Below are 21,009 nucleotides of genomic sequence, written 5' to 3'. Positions count from 1 at the left end.
TAAGGTCGCGTTTTTTTGTGCATAAATTTGCATTTAATTGTGCATAGAAAAAATAGCGATTTGTGATTAATTGTGCATAATTATGCAGTATTAAATGCAAGAAATAAAGGCATAAAAACCCCGTTTAAATATCCTTTAAATGGGGTTTATTTTTGATTATCTAGCCAAACGTTTAGCTTCATCCATCAATTGCTGTGCAAGTAAATTAGCTCCTTCTTTCTTGGCTTGTTCAATCAAATCTGCAAATGAGTTGGCAACGTCTTTAGCATTGACTGATTGGGTATTGCTAGATGTTGACTGGACGGGCTGATTATATGAGCTATTCGCTTGGGCTTGTTTCTGAGCATTGGCTTGTTTAGCTTGTTGCTCCTGTTGTAGTTTAACACTGGCTTGACGATTTTCCTCATCATTGATTTGTTTTTGTAAATCAAAGGCGCGTTGCAATTGCGCGATTTCTTCAGCGTTACTACGTTTACGTGCTTCATTAATTTTGTCTTGTAGATCGGCAAGTTTTTTGGTTTGCTCAAGTTGCCGAGCGGTTGTATCGTCACCTTTAAGCCTTGCAAGCTGTGTTTGTAAACCATCGGCGGTATCTTTAGCAGACTTAGATAAGTCATCAAATTTTTGTTTTGTGCTATCAATCTGGCGTTTTAAGTTATCCAGTGTAGCATTATCCATCTTGACGATGCCTTCTACGGTACGGGTAGTAGCTTGGTTAAGAATAAGTTGGGCTTTGCCTAGGTCATTTGTTGTGACAGTGGCACTACCTAGTGTTTGGGTCATGCCAAGGGCGCTATTACGCACTTCGTTAAACGAATCGATGCTGGCTTGTACACGTTCACGGGCATTGGCAAAACCTTTAAAAAACCCATCCCAACTATTCATCATATAGGCTTGCCCTTTAAGGGCGTTGTTCATGAGCTGAATACTCTGTTCACCTGAAACACCTACATTTTGCAGTCCTTTAGCAATGCTGCCAGTGAAACTATCATACATTTTGGCAAGCCCGCCCATAAAGCTAGAATGCGCCTTCTCTTGCTCTGCGGCAGCTTGTTTTCCTTTCTCAGCAGCTTCTTTGGCGGCGTCGCCTGTGTCTTTGTAGGCTTGACGAGTAGACTTTTGGCTTTCAATCCATTTTTTGTTTTCAGCAAAAACCTGATCAAAAGTGACTTTTGTATCGTTCACTATTGATTTATTATATTTTTCTATTTCTTCACGGCTTGCCTTTGCCGCGGCGCCGCCACCAGCGATACCCGCGTTTAGGATTTTTAATTGGTCGGCTGTTAGGCTACTTGCCACACCTGCATCATCGATGGTCTTTTTGATAGCCACAAAGTCGCCTTTAGTTTTGGCGGCGGCGATGGATGTTTCAAATGCTTGTTGCAGTGATGTTTTAAGCGCAGTGGCGCTAGTGGATTGTTCTTTTATCGCAACCACGCCTGCCTTCAGCGTGGATATCATCTCCATACCGCCTTTGCTCATGCCGTTATTGGCATCAACCACGCTAACACCGAGTTTGTCGAGAGCAGCGGCTTGCTCTTCACTGGCGGATTTGGCTTCTTTCTGTTCTTTGGCAGCTTTTTTGATGGCTTCGGCAAGTTGGGTATTGCCTTCAGTGACTTGATTTAGTTTATTATTGAGTTCGTCCTGTGCGGCTTGGTTATCACCTACGGCATCTTTGGCGGCATTATAAGCTAAGGCAAGTTTGCGGATGTCACCATCAGCTAGATGTGCGACGTCCACAAATCCATTAAGGGCAGCGGTGGCTTTACCATCAATTCCTGTGGCAAACTCATCAACATCAAGCCCCAAGGCTTTAAAAGATTCAGCAGTTTTGTCAAGGTCGGTTTTGAGCAGCTCACCAATACCTTTTTTTTCAGCCTCTGCCTTGAGCGCAGCAAGTTTGTCTGTGGTTTTTTCAATTTCTGTGGATAAATTTTTATATCCTTGGGTGTTTTTTTGTCCACCTGCTTCCATTTCAGCCAAGCGATCCTTCATAGCTTCAAGATTTGCTTCGGTAAGCTTGATGTCATTGGCAAGTTGTAGGTTGGCATCGGCTTGTAATTTTGCAGCTGATGCGGCTTTGGCTTGTTCAGCAGCCAACTCTTCAGTGGATTTGGTAACATTTTTAGTTTCGGCAGCTAAACGTTTTGCACTTTCTTCGCTAGTTTCAAAGTTTTTGCGGAATTGGTCAAGATTGCCTGTGGTTGAAATCGAGTGAATGGCAGCCGGTATCATTGCCAAGTGATCACCAAATCCCCGTGCTAAATCGCTGTTTTTGTAGAGCCAATCCCCAACACTTTCACCTGCATCAAATGCCATTGTCACAGCAAATGCTTGGGTCGCAAGTTTGGCAAAGTTACCTGCTGCCAAATCTGCCCCAACTGTGACTTTATTTAGACTGGCGGCAACCCCTACCACACCACCCGCAGCTGCGCCTAATCCACCCATTGCCGCATTTAGACGAGTCGCCGATACAGTAGCAGCATTGAGACCTGTGGTCGCGGCAGCCGCGCCTTCAGCAACTTGTAGTCCAGAACGTAATCCAATAGCCCCTGCTAACGTCATCGTACTATTTAATGCAATCAATGCCACTTGAGCTGATGCAATAACCACCGCAATTTTGGTCAAAATAGGATGCGACTCTGCAAAGTCACCGATACCTTGAGCCAATCCACCGACTGCTTTTGCCCCCAGTGATACGACAGGCAACAGTTCTTTGCCCACGGTTTGAGCTAATACATTGATAGACTGCTTGGCTTGATCAATTGACTGTGCAGAGGTGTCCATCTTGGCATTAAATTCTTTTTGCATCGCCCCTGCGATTGCACTTTTATCTTTGACAGAATCTAACGCTTTGTTGTAGGTATCAAGTCCACCGACCAACGCATTGACATCATCCACATACTCCTGCCCAAACAGCTTAAAAGTTGCCACTGAGCGCTGCTGTTTATCCATCGACTCCAGGGTCTGCAAAAAATTTGATAAGGCTTGTTGTGGGTTGGCTGCAATATCATCAGCCATTTTATCGGCATTTAATCCAATCCCTGCCAAAGTCTCTTTAAAATCATCAGACTGCACATTGGCGGTTTGTAGCTTGGTTAATAGCGCGTTAATCGCTGTCCCTGCCACTTCAGGTGACTTACCTAGACTAATAAAAGCAGCTGATAATGCCGCAGCTTGCTCAGTTGCAAGTCCGAATTGTTTGGCTTGTCCCCCGATACGCTGCATGACATCGACAATTTCAGACTCTTTGGCTGCTGATGTGTTGCCAAGCGTGTTAATGGCATCGCCAAGTTTACCCACTTCTTCGATTGGCAACCCAAATACGTTAGCGATTTTTGCCGCGGCATCACCCGCATCTTCAGCCGTCATGCCAAATGCGACTGACATTTCACCTGCCATCTTGGTAAATTCGCCTAACTTTTCGATAGGAATACCCAATTGACCGCCTTGGGCTGCAATCTCGGCAATGGCATCTGTACCCATCCCCATGTCGATTGACATCTGCTGTATTTGGGCTGATAAGGCTTGGATTTGCTCGGGTGTGCCATCGACGACTTTTTTCACCCCAGACATAGCGGTTTCAAATTCCATCGCCGCATTGGTCACATAGGCAAGACCGCCAGCAGCGGCGGTGACTTTACCAAATTCTTCAGCTAAGGTCTCAAGTGTAGGGGCGGTTTCACCGAGCTGCACCTCAAGCTCTGCGACGCGCTGCGTATGTAGCTCATTGGCTCTTGCTAATTCTTCGGCTGTTAGTGTACCGCTATCACGCAGTGTCTCATACGCTGCGGTGACTTCTTCGATTTGACGACGTGCGTTATCATCAGTGTCGATACCTAACGTGACACGGGCTTGGGCAATAGCATTAAGGCGTTCGGCTTCGGCTGTCAGCTCACCAAGTGCAGCTTGCGCTTGCTCACTTTCTCGGGTTAAAGCTTGCTGTTGGGCATTGAGCCCTGTGGTTGATAGCCCGACATCATGCATAGCAGAGCGGGTTCGTACTAGTTGGCTATTGAGGTCATCGTATTGTGTGCTTAATTGGCTAGCTCTGGTTGCTTGGTTGGCTTGTGCTTGTTCAAGATTGCGGATTTCACGCACCATCGCATTGTATTCTGCTTGGGTAGCACGGGCTTCTTCTTGTGACATATCGCCTTGATTGCGCATTGCGACCTCTAAGGCTTCAAGGCTATCTTTGGCGTCTTGGATTTGTGATGTATAGGCAGCGGTAGCATCTTGAGCGGCTCGCCATTCGGCATTGGCTTCACTGGTGACTTTTTTGAGTTCACGAAATTGGTTAATGAGTGCTTGTTTTTGTTCAATTTCGCCAAACTGCTTGGCAAGTTTTGCTGATTCTTCGGTTAGACCTGTGACGTCAACACCTGCTTCACTGATTGACTTGGCGAGTTTGTCAATGTTGTCTGTACCTTCAACCCCTGCTTTTATGCGGAGTGATGCTTCAAAATTCGCTGAATTTGCCATAATAAAAAACCCTATTTGTGGTAAATAGGGTTAGTTTGATGGTTTTGGCTTTGTGCGGGTAGTTGAAGTAGTTCAGTAGGTTATTTGGCTTTACAACGCTCTAAGTTCTTAGCAAATTCGGATTCATGTTTACTTTTATTAGTTTGATATTCAGCGTAATCTTCTGCCGTATCCATTCTATCGCCAGCAAATGCCGTCATCATGTTAACTTCTGTGTTTGCATATTTAACCAATGATTCTTTAGCTTGCTCAAGGCATTCAGAAACTTCCACGGAAGAGGCTTCAGTTTTAATTGTTGCTAAGTCATTCAAAACAGCTCCGAGACCTATCCTTGGCGTCGAGCTTGCAACAGCCATTTTGTCATCAAGTTTTGTCTTCAAATTATTTAAAGTAGATATACTTTCGGCATTTGCCTTTTTAACCGCACTTTGCTCATAAAAGTGATAGCCTAAAAACGCAAAACCTGCAATTATAAGCAATATAACTACATGAATGGCTGAAAAACCTTTTTGTTTATTCATAATTCTTACTCAATTGTTTCTGATATCTAAATCATAAACATAATTTCGCTTTAAGTAAATAAACCTTATAATAAAAAACCCCTATTGAATAAATAGGGTTAGTTAGATGATGGGGTCAGTGAATTATTTTGCTTGTGTCACTCACCATGCAACTTCATTTTATCTTTATCAAAATTATTGGCATCATATTTGAACACAATTGAGCCATTTTTTGTATTCTTAACAGGCACAGTTATGACCGCATTACCGTTTTTGGTCATTAACTCATAAAAGCCTGCATTTGTCGCAGCGTCAATGCCAGTAATAAATGGTTCAGTGGAATTGGTCATGATGAATACTTTGCCCCCCGTCGTAACTTTGCAAGACGGAGTGCAATCTAACTTCGCACCTGTACCGCCGTAAATGGTCACTGACTGTTCAATCGTTGACTTATCAGTATATTTGGCTCGTTTCATTTCCAAATATCCAGATGTAACTTTGTTATTATCTAAATCAGTGTAGTCAGCCAAACTACTAGTAGTGGCTCTTGCTACAAATGTTTGATTGTTACTATCTTCTGTAGTCGTATAGACCCATGCACCCATTCCCGTAAAACCATCACTCGATGCCCCTGAAGAACCAGCACCATTTGGGTAATTATTCCTGACATAGACACTTGGTAATTCTTCAAAGCCATCAGTGTTGCATCCAACTATTCCTAAAGTAGCTAATAAAACTAGAGCAAATCTTTTCATGAACCTTACTCAATTGTTTCTGATTGATAAATCATAAACACGATTTGACTAAAAGTAAAGTTAAACCCCATATTCTGTAAACGTCACGTTGGGTGCTTCTTCAAGCACCTTATTTGTCACGCGGTCATAAAACACATTTTTACCGATATCAACATTACCCTCGAGTAGCACAACTGCACCCGCTGGTGTCGTAGCAATTAGCGTCCCATCTTGCTTAATACCTGTTATCGTAGCAAAACCTTTTGGATTATCCGCAAAAATTTGCTGAAATTGGCTTAATAAATTCATACGTCTAAGTACCTATCAATATTAACCGTCTGCCACACGGTAATTGCGTCATTGTCGCGCCCCACATCAAGCGATACGCCTGTCACTATGCCTTTCCACGCGCCTTCGGGATCAGATATTTGTAAAATCTGTCCAAGCTCAACAAGCGGCATATTGTACTTATCAGCAACGCGTATTTTGAGCGTATAAAGCCCATGGGTGCCGCTATCAGATAGTATCTGTATGCCACGCGGTATCACACAATCCCTATCCGTGTATAGATACCAATTTGCAACCGGTGCGATGAGGTTGCGCCCTTCACGGGCACGATACACTTCAGAGCCTTGCGTGCGTCCAATTAAAGTCACGGTGTTATAACGTGGGTTTACTCGTTTTTGGTCGCTGATTGATTGCACAACGCCCATTGGTATCACTAAATCAGCCGTGGCAGTCGCCATTTCCCACGCAGGTTTTTTCCAGCGCGGGATGATTGATAGTTTAGGCTCTAGTGGGTCGCTAATCGCTTCAGCACCACACGCTTGGGCAATTTGACTAATGATACTAATCGGTGTTTGATTGCTCGTATTTAGCGTGCCCGCAGGTATCAGCCAGTCGGTCACCTCAAATCGGTCAATACTAAAAGGCAAATCAGCCAACTGCATATTGATAATTTGACTCGCGTACAAATCTTGATTAATCGTGCCACCTTGGCTGTGTGCGTAATCTTTGCCCAGTTGTGCCGTGCTACTGCGTCCACTAATGCTATACGAGTAATTACCAAAGACGCGGTTACGGCTGATCTCCTCAGCGATAAAGCTATACGACACGCCATTGACAGTGACAATCACTAGCGGCTCACTGCCCCGCGCTACATCAAGCTTGGCTTTGACCTTTTGATACTGCTTATCGCTGATTTTTATGCCACCCTGCCAGCAGTAACTATCAAGGTCGGTTTTGATGTTAAAGTCGATGGGGTCAATCGCAATGCCGCCTAGTGTCGCGGTGACTGTATTTAACACAATATAACTCCGTAAGTCGGGGACAAATGCAGGGGCTTGGTCATGCCAGCACGTTAAAGCCAGTGGCAGTTGTGACGATGGCAAACCATTACGCTTGCGGGTCAATGCAAGCGGTAAACGGCTCGATGGCGGACGGATACGACACGCGCCAACAATCGGCGGCGGCGTATCATCGGGTATCGCATAATATCGCCAAGGTACAGGCACAGCGGCTTGAGTGCGTGATTGACTGCGATTGCCAACAAACATGCCATGCTCATTGTTCGTTAAACTTGTCGCTAAACCAACTGCAGGCTGCTGCGGCTCAAATTGCTGTTTATCAAAACTTACTGCACTTGCGCTATCATTGATTAATACCGTTGCAAGTCCAACCGTGTCCGACACATTGACGCGTGTTGCATTAGCAAGTAAAACATACTGATACCAATAGCTATCAAACTGATTTGCTAGATTGACAACATCGCTATACTCGGTAGCAGTCGCATTGCCTAGATTGATAAACGGCTTTAATAGCGAGTAGTAATCATCCGCCACAGTAATGCCCATTTGACGATAAGCGCGGGCAGTCTCAGCAATAGTGATAGCAAGCTGCAAATTGTTGTTACGCTTTGCGATATCCACCGCCGCCGATGTACTGCCCTGCATGGCGATACTAACGCCTGATATCGTGCGTTTTGGCGTTGTCGGGTCGGTAGGGTCAGTGGGTGTAACAATAACCGCGTCAAGCGTGCCAAGTTTGCGGTTAAGTGCTAGCGGCAACCGATTGCTGGGCGGCTGCTCACTGATTTTTTGGGTTAGGGGCAATGGTAAAGCGGCTGCAAAGTATAGCTTGGTAAACTCACCCAGTTTTGCGCTTAATGTTAGCGGTAAGCTGGCAGCACTGGGTTGTTTCGCAATTTTAAGATACAGTTGCAATGGCAGTGCATTAGATTCTACGGTGATGTCTGCCATGATTGCCACAACTCCTGTTGCTGCTGTATTGTTAAGTCAGTTGCAGGGGTAACGTAATCCCATGCCACAGGCTCATATTCTCTTTTGTAATCACGAGCCATAACGACATATTGCTTAGTTGCATCTAATGCACGCACGATATAATGACCATTGCTTAGCGATAAAACACGCTGAATAAGCTGCATATTTTCTGCATCTAGTATATAGATGTATCTTACTGCTGACAGACCATTAACTGTCACAATGCCGTCACCACCGCCAGCGATGTAGCCATTCGCTCTATCGCTTATTTGTATGGTTACTTTGGCAATAATGTCCATTAATTAATACTCCCAATAATCCAGTGGAAGCAACATAACTTGACTATATAAATATACATTTTCTGCCACAGTGTCGGGAAAACCGCAACAGACACGCAAAACAGGTCTGCCGTTAAATACTTCTTCGCTAACACCAAACATTTTTGTCTTGTCATTTACCATTTTTCCAATCAAGCCCGGTAACTCACCGAGTAAGATGTTGCCGCCTGATGTCACAAGATAAAATACGCTGTGTAAATCCATGATTGATATACTTGTATCGTAACGCGAAGGAGCGCTACTATTGTTTAATGACGATACAAGGCGCGGTAACGCTGTGCAAAATCTAATATTGCTGTAACTCTCAAGTTTTATGTGTAAATAATCGTATCGGGTGTAAAAATTTTGGTCAGCAGTAAGCCCGCTATGCCCCGTATTAATAAAAGCAATATTAATACCGCCCGTATCAGTAATACCAGACTTTATAGCACCAAAATAAGTTAACCTTGCTGACAACTTGCCAATTGCGGGGTGCTGAACTAATTCAACAAATAAAAAGCCACGTTGGGTTATCAACATCCGCCAACCATTATCTGCGTGAGATGCATTAATGTAATAAAAAGACTTTGCAGGGTTGTTTTTAGCTGGTGTGGTTTTTACCCCTTTAAAGTTATAGTACCAAGTTGTCTGCGCTGTAGAAGTGTCAGTAACGCCGAAACTATAATCTGACATTGCAACACTTGGTGAGATAAACTCTGCCGCAAAATCAGTCTCATTTTGTATTGACCAACCTGCGCCTTGTTTTGTGCCATAGCCCGTTACAAGACAGGCTTTAAGCACGGTTTTAATATCACCTGCCGCGCGTGCAGCGTAGTTAATTTTCGGTGCCTGGTCATCCGTGCTGCTATACATCAACACAGGCTCACTAATTGGATTTAAAAAACTCATACTGTTATCTCCTATGCTGTGATTTCAGTGGTATCGCCAAATAAATACTGCTCAAAGCCATCTGTGCCTGTCGGTGGATTCGGGTTTGGCTGCACTGCACATAGCACCCAAACGGGCATTAACGTCCCCCATGTATTAAAGCGGATAACATCCTGCACCGCCCAAGGCGTATCTGTACCAAATGCGCGTTTGTCGATGGTAAAGTAAGGCTTGCCAGTGGCAGGGTTAATTGGCGCTAAGTTAGTTAACACATCAAACTTACCGACAAAGCCCAATGCCTCGCTATAAAGCTCAAACTGACTGCTAGACGTAAACTTAATCATCCACTTGTCAGTGATTGCCCCATCGTCTGTGAGTACCATCGGGTAATCGGTGAGTTTTAGCTTATTCAAAAGCTGGTCGCCCACTGGCGTATCTTGCCACACGTTATTCCATGACCGCTGAATAAAAGGCACAGACACACGCACCGCCAAGTCATCACCGATTAAAAGGCTAGACACATAAGTATTTTCAATCGGATAATTGCGATTAGCGGCAAACAGTAGCGACAACGTGCCATCAATATCCAAGTCAACCACGCGGTTACGCTGCTCTTGTGCGTGGATGGCTTTCAGCGGCATTTTGTACGATGACAAGTCGATGCTTGTCTTAAAGGTAATCGTGCCAGCGTCCAAGTCATAGTCCCACAACTCGCCCAACACAGGCTTATTGTCTGCATCAAGCAAGCTGATACGGTCAACATCTTTACGTGATAGGTTAATCGTTTGACCACCGGTAAACGCGCTGCCTAAGTCATCGGTTTGGGCATTGCGAATCAAAATACTATCGCCACGTCTAAAAATCGGCACGCGCCCATCTTGTGGTAGTCGTACCGTGTCGATTTTAACCACACCACTATCAATCGGCAGATAAGTGTAAGCATCCGCGTTATAAGTGATTGTCTCAGCAAATACGGGTATCGGCTGCCATGTTTTACCGTCGCTATCGGTTGATGCGTCATACCAAGGCTGCTGTATAACTTGGTCAGTAATATCTACTTTTTTACCAAATTTTACCGTTGCTACGCCGTATTCAAAGTCCACCACGCCTGTAGCAAGCGCGCCTGTGATTACGCCGCTATACGCTGATGACGCAGTTATTTTTGTGCCATCAATCGCAGTTGCACGGATTTGCAGGCTACCCGCACGGATTGGCGCGGCAGGGGTGCGAAAAGTCGCTTGTGATACAGGGTTGCCATCAATAGAGGTGACAAGCGAACGCACAAATGGGGCTTGACCATCTTTCCACGACCAGTTTTTTAACGTGCCGATGCCGGTTTGATAGTTAATCACGCCTGATGTAACCGCGCTGCCAGTGGCAGTATTTAGGTCAGTATATAAACTACCCCCTCTATCAAAATAGGTTTTATTGCCCCACGTAAAGTTAACCGCGCCGGGTGCAATCACCTCTTGCGCGGTTGGCAATAAATCAATCTCGATAGTGTCCGATTTAAGATTTTCGGTTACTTGATTATTAGGCGTGGCTGTAAAAAAGCTTGCAGCAATCCCACCAATAAGCGTTGCATCTTTTGTCACTTTAGCCGAGTATGGGAGTAACGCCATGCCCCACATATTGTAGCTATAAATCGTCTCATACACCGATACCGTGACAGTGGGATTAAATTTAACCTCTGCTGTCGTGTAGTTGACTGTACCGATTACTTTGTTGTCTTTGTCGATGATATTACCATTGCCATCATCACTGACTGATATAACGGCGGACTTGTTATTACTGTTTACAACATAATTTACCGTATATCTCAGATTAACCGTGCCAGCCATCAGCGGGGCATCGCCCAAATCAATGGTCACTTTGCCATCAGCATCGACCAATGGACTATCAATAGTAACATTGGTTTTGTCGCCTTTAGCGTAAGTCACGGTCACATCGAGCACGCCCGCAGGATGATTAAAGTTACTGCCTGTATCAATCAAAATTCGCTTGGTATCGGGGTCATATTTACCCGTCCAGTTACCTGTAATCGCACCGCCGACTGTACCTTGTGCTGTTTTGGCTGTACCATCATTCCACGATAATGCAATGCTTGACGGGATGGTATCGTTGGCAAGTTGTAAGATTAACTTTGCAGTAGCGGCAGTATTAGCGCGGTTAAAGTAAGTTGCACGCGTCCCCCAACTCCAAAGAATTGATGAGCCAATATCGGGTAAATTGCTGATACTGATTTGCGCTGTCCCTGTCGTAAAATTAACATTACCCGAGCCGTGCTGTGATGACGCACCATGTAAAACGCCTGAGCCATCATCTTTGAGCGTGTACCATTTACCCAGTGAGCGGTAGCTAACTTGTAGCGTCCCAACCGCAGGGGCAGGGTCGATGTTTAGCGTATAGCTGCTTGACTGGCTGTTGATGTCAACGGGCGTACTTGCGGTATTGGCAATTTTTAATTCAGCAGATGCCGCGTGAAATGTTGCAATAGATAAGTTACCGCCAAAGGTTGGCTCATTAATCGTTGCAAAGCCGCTTGCGTAATCAATCGTGCCGATTTGCGCCGTGTTATAGATTAACGCCCCGCCTTTGTCAGTGATGCCATTACCTGTGCCGCTAATTTTAAGCGTGCCAGGCGTTACTGCATTACCAAAGTAAATCGTGCTGATTGTCCCTGCGCTGTGATTGCGATTGATAGACAATGATACATTACCGTCACTTGCTGTACCGTCAAATAAGGTTTGTGTTTGCCCTGCGGCTGTCAAGTCAATTAATGGCGTACTAATCTGATTAGTCGGCACTAATTTTTCCATTAAACTAGTAACTTTGCATTGCATGGCATCTTTAGCAATCGCAGCCGCTAATGGTTTGACCCCATAGTATTGCGCTGCGTCCGCAACGGCTGTTTCGCGCACCTTGCACGGTGCATTGGCATAACCCTCAACTGGGTAGTCAACCCCCACAAAATCAGCGATGAGTTTTGCGCTAATTTCAAGTTGTACGACCTGTTTTTTAAAGGTCTTTGTACCTGTGGTAAAAGTGCGTACTTCTGACTTCACAATGCGAGTGATTTGCACGTATTGTTCAGCTTTTGCGTAACCTGCTTTGTCTTGTCGCAAACAATACACATCGCCCACAAAAGGCAAGCTTTCATCTTCGCTGATATAAACCTGTATCACGCGGCTGTCTTTGGCTTGGGTTGACATTAGCGTCATGGGTGATTCAATCGTGGCGATATTGTACGCCTCGATGCGCTTTAAAATCTCAGCGCGTGACTCACCAAAACGAGTTGCCTCAAACATCAAATACGATACAGTCGGGTCACTTGGTGGCTTGGTGATTGCGGCAAACGCACCAATTAACGGCTCGTCATCTGCACGCAATACGCCCATGTACTCTAAGACAGCATAAAATGCCCCATTAACGCGGGCAATGCTAGAGATGGGCTGAAACAACTCGTTAAGCTCACCGGTTAATGGCGTGCCAAGCGGCATACCACCGCCATCATCTGTTTGGGTCAAACGCTCAGACGGATAGATTTTTAAATCTTTCTGATTTACTTTAGTTTTAAGTGCTGTTGCCATGGTGTGTCTTTAATCCTTGTTTAAAGGGCATTTAAACGGTGCGAAAGTGGATATTGGCTTTCATCTTGTCGGTGGGCAGTTCGTCTTCTGGACGGACAGGCTTAATCTCTGACACGTTGTCAATAAACGGTGCGCGGAACATCACATTGAATGTGCGCTCATCTGGATGAGTTAGCGTAAAGGTCAGTTCTGGTACCGATGCCCAGGCTTGTAGTTGTTGCACGATTTGACGCTCAATCCATACGTGCGTGCTATCTAATGTGATAGGTCGATTAGCGAGTAGTGTGCCTTGTTGGATATCGATGGCGCCCGATAGCGTGATGACAGGGCTTGACTGCACAACTGGCGTCCAGCCGTATTCATCCGACCATTTGTATTGTCGGTGCAGTTCAAGCGTTTGCCCGTTGTCATTGCGTTTGAGTGTCCAGTTGATTGGCATTGATTACTCTTCTTCTTGTTGTGCAATTAATTCAAGGATTTTTTGTTTGCCCCGAGCGTTATAAATCGGCAAATCTGTATCAAGTTTGGGTATTAACGCTTCTCGCACGTACTTGGCGTCAGCATGGTAGCCTTCTTCTTCGAGTTCATTTGCCCAATTTTTCAGATGGGTTTTCATCTTTCGCCAATGCATAATTTTTCCTTAGACAAAAAAAAATACCGCTATCGTGATAGCGGTATTTTGGCAGTCTTGGCATATGGCGGTTAGTTGATGGTGTTCAGTAGAACAGACATGTTATTTTATGTCGTGTTATTTACTATTCTATAATGATTTTTAAGACTATAACTCATATAATCATCTATCAAAGTTTTAGTAAGAGGAAGCTTGATGAGCTGACTTTATGCAATTGGAAGGAGAAAAAACCATGAGCTTAGTTACTAATTTAAAAGGTAGGATTCGAAATACTAATTTACCTAGAAGCCATGGTTTAATGCCTGTTTTTGAAGCAGTGGTTAATTCAATCCAAGCTATTGAAGATAGCCCAAATTCACATCAAGGGACTATTACACTTGAAATAGTCAGACAGCAAGGTGCTTTAACAGAATTAGACTCTAAAATTAAAGCACCTATTTCAGGGTTTGTTATAACTGACAATGGTTGTGGTTTCAATGAGAAAAATTTTCAATCATTTGAAACGCTTGATTCTGATTATAAGATTGATAAGGGTTGTAGAGGTCTAGGACGCTTGATATGGCTCAAGGTTTTTGAATCAGCAACCATTTCAAGTACGTATGCAGAAAATGCTACATTTAGAAAAAGAGAATTTATTTTTAACGAAAGCTCAGCCATTAGCATTCATTCAATAGAGGATGTGAATTCTGCGCAATATAAAACTATTGTAACATTGAAGAACTTTGATGAAAAATACAGAGGCGTCGCTCCAAAAGATGCTTATAAAATTGCTGATAGTTTACTTGAGCATATTCTCTGGTACTTTGTTAGGGAGGGAAGCTCTCCTGAGATTATATTAAGAGATGATCAGGAAGAGATAAATCTATCTTCGCTATTTGAAAGGTATATGGCTGATAGTGCCGAAACAGATACTATAGATATAGGCGGCTATTCTTTTGATTTAACACATATCAAATTTCGTAATATACATTCCTCAAGCAGTAAGTCTCAACATAAACTTGCTTGGTGTGCTTCAAATCGACTTGTAAAAGAGGAAGTTATACGACCAGAATTAGTTCCTGGATTATACGGCAGCTTAAAAGATACTAAAGGTGATTTTTATTACACTTGCTATATAACATCAAATTATTTAAATGATCGAGTCGCAAGTGAAAGAACAGGATTTAACATTGATGAAGATGTTCCAGATATGCTTGGTGAAATTTCGTTTAAAAACTTACGTTTGAAGGTAACTGAAAAAAGTGCAGAATTTTTAGAACCTTATCTGGAATATAAAATCACCGCAAGCATTGATAGAATTGAAAATTTTGTTTCAGATCTTGCTCCTCAGTATAGGCCTATTATTGGACGTATGAAAAAGGAAGATTTGATTATTGATCCAGAAATTACCAATGAAAAACTAGACGTTCATTTACATAAGCAGAAATATAAATTAGAGAATGAAATTCTAAATGAAGGTCATGGGATAATGAAGCCCAAGGAAAATGAAAGTCATGAAGATTACTCTGGGCGATTGACTAACTATTTACAAAAAGTTCAAGATATTAAAAAATCTGACTTAGCTAATTATGTATCTCATCGTAGAGTTATAATAGACTTATTAAGAAAGTCCTTAGATGCACTTGCAAATGGCAAGCATGAGAAAGAAGAAGTCATTCATCGTTTAATCATGCCAATGATAGCGGATTCTGACAATACATCCGAATTAGATTGTAATTTATGGTTAGTTGATGAAAGACTTGCCTTTCATAATTATTTGGCTTCAGATAAAACTTTAAATTCAATGCCAATTACTGATTCGGTGTTGAATAAAGAACCTGATATATTAAGTTTAAGAGTGTTTGACAATCCGCTTTTAGTTAGTGCTGATAAAAGCCCGCCATTTGCTTCATTAACAATTGTTGAAATTAAACGCCCAATGCGCAATGATGTTTCTAATGATGAAGATAAAGATCCTATATTTCAGTGCTTAAACTATTTGGAGAAAATTAGAAGTGGAAAAGTTACAACTAAAAACAACCGTCCTATAAACGCTGGGGGTGAAATACCAGGATATTGCTATGTTCTATGTGATTTAACACCAACCATGATTAAAAGATGTAAACATTATGATTTACAATCAACTTCTGACGGAATGGGTTATTTTGGCTACCATAAATCTTATTCAGCTTATATTGAGGTTATAAGCTTTGACCAATTAGTCAAAGGAGCTACAGAGAGAAACAGTGCTTTCTTTCATCATCTTGGGATACCAAGTACGTGACAAAAAACCGCCTAACTTAGGCGGTTTTTATTTTCTCTAACATCAAACGTGACGATTAAACCGTGGTGTTTAGCTCTTTAAACCGCATGGTCGGTTTATCTTCATCTTTAATCAGCGTGCCTTTGAAGCCGTTTTCCCACCACTTATCACTAAACCAATCAATACTGCCGTCGCTCGACAAATTGGTATGCGGAATCCATAAGCTACCATCTTTTCCCGTGATACGGTCTTTACCATCAAGTTTTAACTCAAGCGGTAGCGATTGCAGCGTGTTGGCATCAATCTGAAAACCCGCCGAGCCTTTAGTCTTGCCATCAACGGTAAAGGTTGAATCCGATGCTAACGTGGACAACTCAGTAAAACGTACCATACCAAGGCGTGGATTTAATTCGTAATGCGTTGGATCTACCGTCGCACCCGTGCTGTCTTTTAAGGTAAAGTTGGCAGTATCAATGTCATCGTTGGCAAGGTCAATCCAGCCCAGTTTGACCTTGTGAGATTCATCGGCAAATGTCACAGGCGCGGTGGTCAAATCAACCGCTTCACCCATCAGTGCGCGTGCCAAGCCAAATTTATCAAAAGTATTAAATTTTAAGCTAATCGTGGTCGGTTCTGGGGTGATCTCGCTGTCAATCGGTTGACCATAGTCTTCACGCCCTGTACTAGGTAGCGTATCTTCTTTGACTTTCGCGTCAGTCTTTAACTCAGTCACGTTGCCGAGTGGCTGAAACGCATCATTACTGCCATATTTACGACCCAGTAAGTCACCCGAGTATTTTTTACCATGTAATGCCATAGGATTTATTCCTTGTGGTTGTTAAAATTAAATTGTTAGTCAAAATCAGTTGCATACGTCGCCACGGTCGTGACATAGCGTAAGCTAAAATAACCAAATCCGTTTTTGTACTGTACAGGCAGTGGGTTACGTTGCTCAAAGGGTGATAGCGTTAAGTTACGACCATCTTTGGCAGGCTCAAAGCCATTCATACATTTGCCAATGCGTGCCAACACCTTTCCCACAGACATGCCAGACAAGCCCCGAAAGTTATATTTTTTGACGGTATAGACAAGGCTAAAGCCGATTTCGTGTTCCTGATTCTTGCCATTGTCGTTGTTGTCGCCCGTTGGGTTGACACTGTCAAAGATTACATAAATCGCGCCATCGAGTGGCAAGCGACGTGAGCCGTTTTCACCATCAGGGAACAAATCACTGATATCATCGGCTTCTTTGATGATTTTTACCGTGCCATCTTTGACCAGCGTTTGCAGGCGCTCAATCATCGCAGGATAGCAAGCAAACAAATCATCGTGCCAAAGGGGTAAATCACTCATCATAAATTCCCAGCCAAAAAGTCGTTAATCAAATCGCCAATCTCGCTTTTATCGTCTTCGGATAATCCCAGAAACGGACGGGCGACCATCTTGGTAGTGCCATTGGCTTTTTTAGTCCCTGTCTGGTGGTACTTACCATACGGTCTATCTGTACCAACCACCACGCTGTCACTAGTCGCGTGAAACGTGATAGAGCGGATTAAGTCGCCACTATCTACCAAGATATTGCTACGCCCGTTTTTTGCCTTGACGGTTGACGGCATTAACACCGCCCATGCCACGCCATTGGGTGACTGCTTATCGGCAAAACGTTGTCGGGTTGAGCCTTCTAGTACCGAGCCAATCGCTTGCATCAATGGCGTTAAATTACCGTTTAATCGCTGTTGCAGGCCTGTTAAATGCTCATTTAATGCAGGGATATCATGAGTAATGTCTATTTGCATTAGATTTTCCACATATTGGGTGTGGGGTTTGCCATTACTGCAATACCGCTATTGATGCCATCGGTGTTGCCGTTTTTGTCATCAATGCCTGTGAGCATGACAGGGTTTTTTTGCACCCGCTCAAACCACTTAATTGCTTCATCATAGCGTTTTTGTACTTCGCTGGTGACTTGGTCGTCGTGTAGGTACCAGCGGGCAATATCACAGGTTTTTGACTGCAATACCTCAGGGACAGTTGCGCTCGCTATGTAGAGTAGCTCACCGTCCAGACTACGCTTGACCAACCCCACGGCATTAAGATAAGACTCGACCACACCTTCAGCATCACGAATAGCCATATTGACCACAGCGACATCGATGTCAGCGTAGTTCTCACGGTCGGTCAACTCGGCAAGCTCGTTGTCTTTGTTAAAGCGGGTGATTAAGTCGTTTAGCGTAATCATTTTTTACCTTAAAACGTTTCTGGTTGGGCAATACCACGCACCAACGCCATTAAGCCTGTTTGTAAGTCAGTTTTACCAATGCTAATCCAACGCTTGTCTAAGCCGTCAGCATTTATCAGTTTTTCGACCAATTCACCCAATTCAACGCCTTTTGCCTTAACTTCATTCATCAAGTCAATTTCGGCTTGGGTCAGCTCACGATAGCCTTTAATTTTTTTGTGTTGATTGTCCATTGCTATTCCTTATTTGCGTTTAGCTTTGGTTTTGCGGTTGTTCCGTGGGTTATGCGCAATTAGCAACCAATAAGCACTTAAATCATGTAAATTAATCGGGTACATTGTTTTATCTCTTCAGTAAAATAGGGTCGCCCGTATCGTGGGCTAGCCGAGTTAATCACCGTCGGAGGTCTGCTTGTTAGCATTACGGCTTAACTTGCGGATGTTTTTGCTCACAATGCACCGTCCGCTGGCACTGTCCACAGTATCGGCTATACCGCCCTTGTGGCTAGGGACTTAATCACTTAAATCTTCAACGTCGCCAATGCGAGCGGACGTAATGCCACAGGTAGCGGATTTGTCTGAGCGTGTAAGCTCCAGCCTTTATCATGTAGTAGCTTTTCACGGCTGGCATAGTACGGCAGCGCTTTGGTGTTTACCGTTGCATTCATGTCGGCAGGGGCAAAGTATTCTTTGAGCGTTTTTTTCGTACCCACTGGGGAAAGCAACGCTTCACCTGCTTTGATATCCACCTCTGAGCCAAATTGATAGTCATATTCGACAAAATCAACATTGCGATAGCGGAACGCTACTTCCGTATTGCTATTGTCCTGCGTATAGACTTTGGCTGAGTCTGCAAAACGGGCGTACAAATCATAAATAGACTTATGATAAATGAACGCTTCTAACCACTCAGGTGACGCATAAACCAACCAACCTTTAAAGGTATCACCTGCCAAGGCTTTTTTACGCTCACGCAAGAATTTATCCAGCACTGACCCCGCTTTGGTCGTATCGTTTGATAAACCTAGGGCAAGATTCGGACGGGTGATGTTAAATTCTTTGTTAAAATCAACAATTACCGTGCCATCTGCATCTAACACTTTGCCTTGCAATGCCTCCAATTGCAGATGCTCACGGGTGTATTCAAGGTCGCTTTTCATGCCAGCCAATTTGTCATTGACCTTGTCATTGACCGCAGCGGCAGTATTTTCCGAGCCAAAGGCACGCACGTTTTGTACGTCATCAGCACGTACCACGTCATCTTTGGGTAAATGCACGCATTGGAAGGTCTTTTTGCCCTTACGGCTTTCAGCCACAGGCTTACCCGGCGTACCGCGCGGGGCAGATTGTACTAGGGTGAGTTGATTACCTTTTGATTCGACATCGACATAGGTCGTGGTCAGATATTCAGGTACAAACAAGCCCGATTCACGGATGGTTGTCGGGGTGACAGGCAGATTATTAATCGCATCGGTTAAAGGACGCACGCCAAAATTGGCTTCATTGGATAAAGGCATAGGATTTTCCTTGCATTCAAAGAGTTTTAGTTAGTTAACAGGAATGTTGTAAACACCATTCAACATAATAAAATTAAAGACCTGTCGTATAGCCTTATTCGCCAGTTGTAGCAGCCGCAGGCACAATGTTTTTGCTCAAGCTGATATACTTGATACCGTGAGCTTCGCCTTCATTGGCAAGCTGTTGCACCGTTACTTCAGTCGCTGTCAAACTGGCTTCACTGATATTGTCAGCAAACATCACACAGTTAAACGGTTGTACCAGCGTTTTACCGTTAATCTCATCGGTCAAAGCGACCAAATACTGGTTGCGGGGTTCATACTTAACCAGTTCGCCCGCTTTTAAGCCGACAGGGGCAGGGATATCGACACGATTGCCTGTGGATGCTTCATCTTTGAGCAAATCGCCAATGGTAACAAATGCGTTTGGCATAGGGTTTTTCCTTCTAATTTTAAAATTGCGTTTAAATGCTGTTTAAAAATTGGTTGCGGTGAGAGCCGTTAAAACAAAGCACCGCTTGAAATAAAATTAAATAAAGGTTTGTTTGCCGCTTGCGCGTGCCTTGGCATTGTCAACCAAACTATTGCTAAATTGATTACCGCCTTGGTTGATGCCGTTACCATTTGGCTTATGCTGCTCACCAAATAGATAACCGGGCGCGTCTTGACGATTAGGTTGTGATAGCTTTAAGTCACCAATCATTGCACGGGCTTTGTCTGCATCTTGCGACAATAGCACTTGATAAGTCGTATCTGATACGCCTTGCCATTTGCCGTCTTCAGACTTGCTAAAACCTGCTTGGCTTAACTGGGCATCGACATTCGCCTGCGTTTCAGACGCTTTGAGTTTGGCGTTTTCTTCCTCCAGCGCTTTGATGCGATTATCTTTTTCAGCTTGGGCAGCTTTGTGTTTTTCGATTTCGGCTAGGGCTTCTTCTAACGTCATGGTGTTGTCCTTTGGAGTAGGCGTTGATAAATGATTGTTACCGTCATCACCCAAGATTACCGCTGACGTTTCACTATCCACGCCAGTGGGGGTAAATGACACTTCAGGGATGCGGCAATTGCGTAAGATGGTAATTGGCGCGGTCACGGTCTGACCATTGATGATAGCGGTACTATTGCCTGTTAAGTTCTCTTCGGTTTCGGCAATGACATGGGCGGACATCTGCCAAGGAAAACCGGCATCGGCATCATCAGCAACTTCATTGCCAAAGTCATTGTCCAAAAGCGTACCGTTAATCATTAGCTGGTTGTTTTCGACTGACAGTACGCCAAAGCCTGCCCGTTTACTGCGCTCATGTTCTACCAGTGCAGGGACTTTGTCGCTAAAGCTCAAGTTTTCCAAGTCAACGATGACCCGCACGCCATAGTAGTTAAATGGCTTACCAGAGTTAGCAACCCCGCTAAACTGACGCGGCGCACTGCCGTCTTTGGATGGCGCAACGTTTACATCGCTAAATAGATAGACGTGGGGCTTGTTTTTGGTGCTTTTAGTGGCTTTTGGCATAGGCTTTCCAAAGTGATTAATTTTTGGATTAAATTTTGATGAGCCTATTATGGAATGGTGGATTTTTTGCGGTTAGAT

The 21,009-nt window shown here is 43.9% G+C and carries 19 protein-coding genes; 1 reads left to right on the top strand and 18 read right to left on the bottom strand.

The genetic code is table 11. The annotated features are described in order from the left end of the window. Positions 1-156: 156 nt before the first annotated feature. From ACAM39_RS09785 to ACAM39_RS09740, 10 genes are all read right to left on the bottom strand, one after another. Positions 157-4,485, bottom strand: a complete 4,329-nt coding sequence (locus ACAM39_RS09785) for a phage tail tape measure protein (protein ID WP_369627544.1) — start codon at positions 4,483-4,485, stop codon at positions 157-159. A gap of 80 nt (positions 4,486-4,565) precedes the next feature. After that, positions 4,566-5,006, bottom strand: coding sequence for a hypothetical protein (locus tag ACAM39_RS09780; protein WP_369627543.1), 441 nt, complete (start codon positions 5,004-5,006; stop codon positions 4,566-4,568). 137 nt (positions 5,007-5,143) lie between these two features. Beyond that, positions 5,144-5,740, bottom strand: a complete 597-nt coding sequence (locus ACAM39_RS09775) for a hypothetical protein (RefSeq protein ID WP_369627542.1) — start codon at positions 5,738-5,740, stop codon at positions 5,144-5,146. A 60-nt stretch (positions 5,741-5,800) separates the two neighbouring features. Further along, positions 5,801-6,028, bottom strand: coding sequence for a hypothetical protein (locus ACAM39_RS09770; protein ID WP_369627541.1), 228 nt, complete (start codon positions 6,026-6,028; stop codon positions 5,801-5,803). Beyond that, positions 6,025-7,977, bottom strand: a complete 1,953-nt coding sequence (locus tag ACAM39_RS09765) for a hypothetical protein (RefSeq protein WP_369627540.1) — start codon at positions 7,975-7,977, stop codon at positions 6,025-6,027. The genes ACAM39_RS09770 and ACAM39_RS09765 overlap by 4 nt, the downstream gene beginning before the upstream one ends. Continuing rightward, positions 7,959-8,297 carry a hypothetical protein gene (locus tag ACAM39_RS09760; RefSeq protein WP_369627539.1) on the bottom strand — a complete coding sequence of 113 codons (339 nt, stop codon included), beginning with the start codon at positions 8,295-8,297 and terminating at the stop codon, positions 7,959-7,961. The genes ACAM39_RS09765 and ACAM39_RS09760 overlap by 19 nt, the downstream gene beginning before the upstream one ends. 3 nt (positions 8,298-8,300) lie before the next feature. After that, the gene (locus ACAM39_RS09755) at positions 8,301-9,224 is read right to left on the bottom strand and encodes a hypothetical protein (protein WP_369627538.1); all 924 of its coding nucleotides are present in this window, start codon (positions 9,222-9,224) and stop codon (positions 8,301-8,303) included. Positions 9,225-9,235: 11 nt separating this feature from the next. Then, positions 9,236-12,793 carry a hypothetical protein gene (locus ACAM39_RS09750; protein ID WP_369627537.1) on the bottom strand — a complete coding sequence of 1,186 codons (3,558 nt, stop codon included), beginning with the start codon at positions 12,791-12,793 and terminating at the stop codon, positions 9,236-9,238. A 31-nt stretch (positions 12,794-12,824) separates the two neighbouring features. Beyond that, complete coding sequence (locus ACAM39_RS09745) at positions 12,825-13,232, bottom strand: hypothetical protein (RefSeq protein WP_369627536.1); 408 nt, start codon at positions 13,230-13,232, stop codon at positions 12,825-12,827. 3 nt (positions 13,233-13,235) lie between these two features. Next, positions 13,236-13,424 (bottom strand): hypothetical protein, encoded by a 189-nt coding sequence (locus tag ACAM39_RS09740; RefSeq protein WP_369627535.1) that lies wholly within the window; start codon positions 13,422-13,424, stop codon positions 13,236-13,238. Positions 13,425-13,656: 232 nt separating this feature from the next. Here ACAM39_RS09740 and ACAM39_RS09735 point away from each other — a divergent pair, with 232 nt between their 5' ends. Next, the gene (locus tag ACAM39_RS09735) at positions 13,657-15,687 is read left to right on the top strand and encodes an ATP-binding protein (protein ID WP_369627534.1); all 2,031 of its coding nucleotides are present in this window, start codon (positions 13,657-13,659) and stop codon (positions 15,685-15,687) included. 55 nt (positions 15,688-15,742) lie between these two features. Here ACAM39_RS09735 and ACAM39_RS09730 read toward each other — a convergent pair whose 3' ends face one another. From ACAM39_RS09730 to ACAM39_RS09695, 8 genes are all read right to left on the bottom strand, one after another. Next, positions 15,743-16,483: a phage tail tube protein gene (locus tag ACAM39_RS09730; protein WP_369627533.1), complete on the bottom strand. Its 741-nt coding sequence runs from the start codon at positions 16,481-16,483 to the stop codon at positions 15,743-15,745. 35 nt (positions 16,484-16,518) lie between these two features. Next, complete coding sequence (locus tag ACAM39_RS09725; RefSeq protein WP_369627532.1) at positions 16,519-17,019, bottom strand: phage tail terminator protein; 501 nt, start codon at positions 17,017-17,019, stop codon at positions 16,519-16,521. Then, on the bottom strand, positions 17,019-17,462 hold the full coding sequence (locus ACAM39_RS09720; protein WP_369627531.1) for a phage virion morphogenesis protein: 444 nt from the start codon (positions 17,460-17,462) through the stop codon (positions 17,019-17,021). Before ACAM39_RS09720 ends, ACAM39_RS09725 begins: the two co-directional genes overlap by 1 nt. Beyond that, complete coding sequence (locus ACAM39_RS09715; protein ID WP_369627530.1) at positions 17,462-17,905, bottom strand: phage protein Gp36 family protein; 444 nt, start codon at positions 17,903-17,905, stop codon at positions 17,462-17,464. Before ACAM39_RS09715 ends, ACAM39_RS09720 begins: the two co-directional genes overlap by 1 nt. A gap of 8 nt (positions 17,906-17,913) precedes the next feature. Continuing rightward, entirely contained in the window at positions 17,914-18,138 is a 225-nt protein-coding gene (locus tag ACAM39_RS09710; RefSeq protein ID WP_224053891.1) for an Acb2/Tad1 domain-containing protein, read from the bottom strand. A 287-nt stretch (positions 18,139-18,425) separates the two neighbouring features. Further along, positions 18,426-19,421 (bottom strand): major capsid protein, encoded by a 996-nt coding sequence (locus ACAM39_RS09705; RefSeq protein ID WP_369627529.1) that lies wholly within the window; start codon positions 19,419-19,421, stop codon positions 18,426-18,428. Between the two features lie 94 nt (positions 19,422-19,515). Then, positions 19,516-19,854: a hypothetical protein gene (locus ACAM39_RS09700; RefSeq protein WP_369627528.1), complete on the bottom strand. Its 339-nt coding sequence runs from the start codon at positions 19,852-19,854 to the stop codon at positions 19,516-19,518. A gap of 96 nt (positions 19,855-19,950) precedes the next feature. Further along, positions 19,951-20,931: a hypothetical protein gene (locus ACAM39_RS09695; protein ID WP_369627527.1), complete on the bottom strand. Its 981-nt coding sequence runs from the start codon at positions 20,929-20,931 to the stop codon at positions 19,951-19,953. Positions 20,932-21,009: the final 78 nt, after the last annotated feature.

Origin of the sequence: Moraxella sp. K02, assembly GCF_041154755.1 — a bacterium.
In the GTDB taxonomy this organism is placed as follows: Bacteria; Pseudomonadota; Gammaproteobacteria; order Pseudomonadales; family Moraxellaceae; genus Faucicola.
This window is presented reverse-complemented; position numbering and strand designations above follow the sequence as displayed.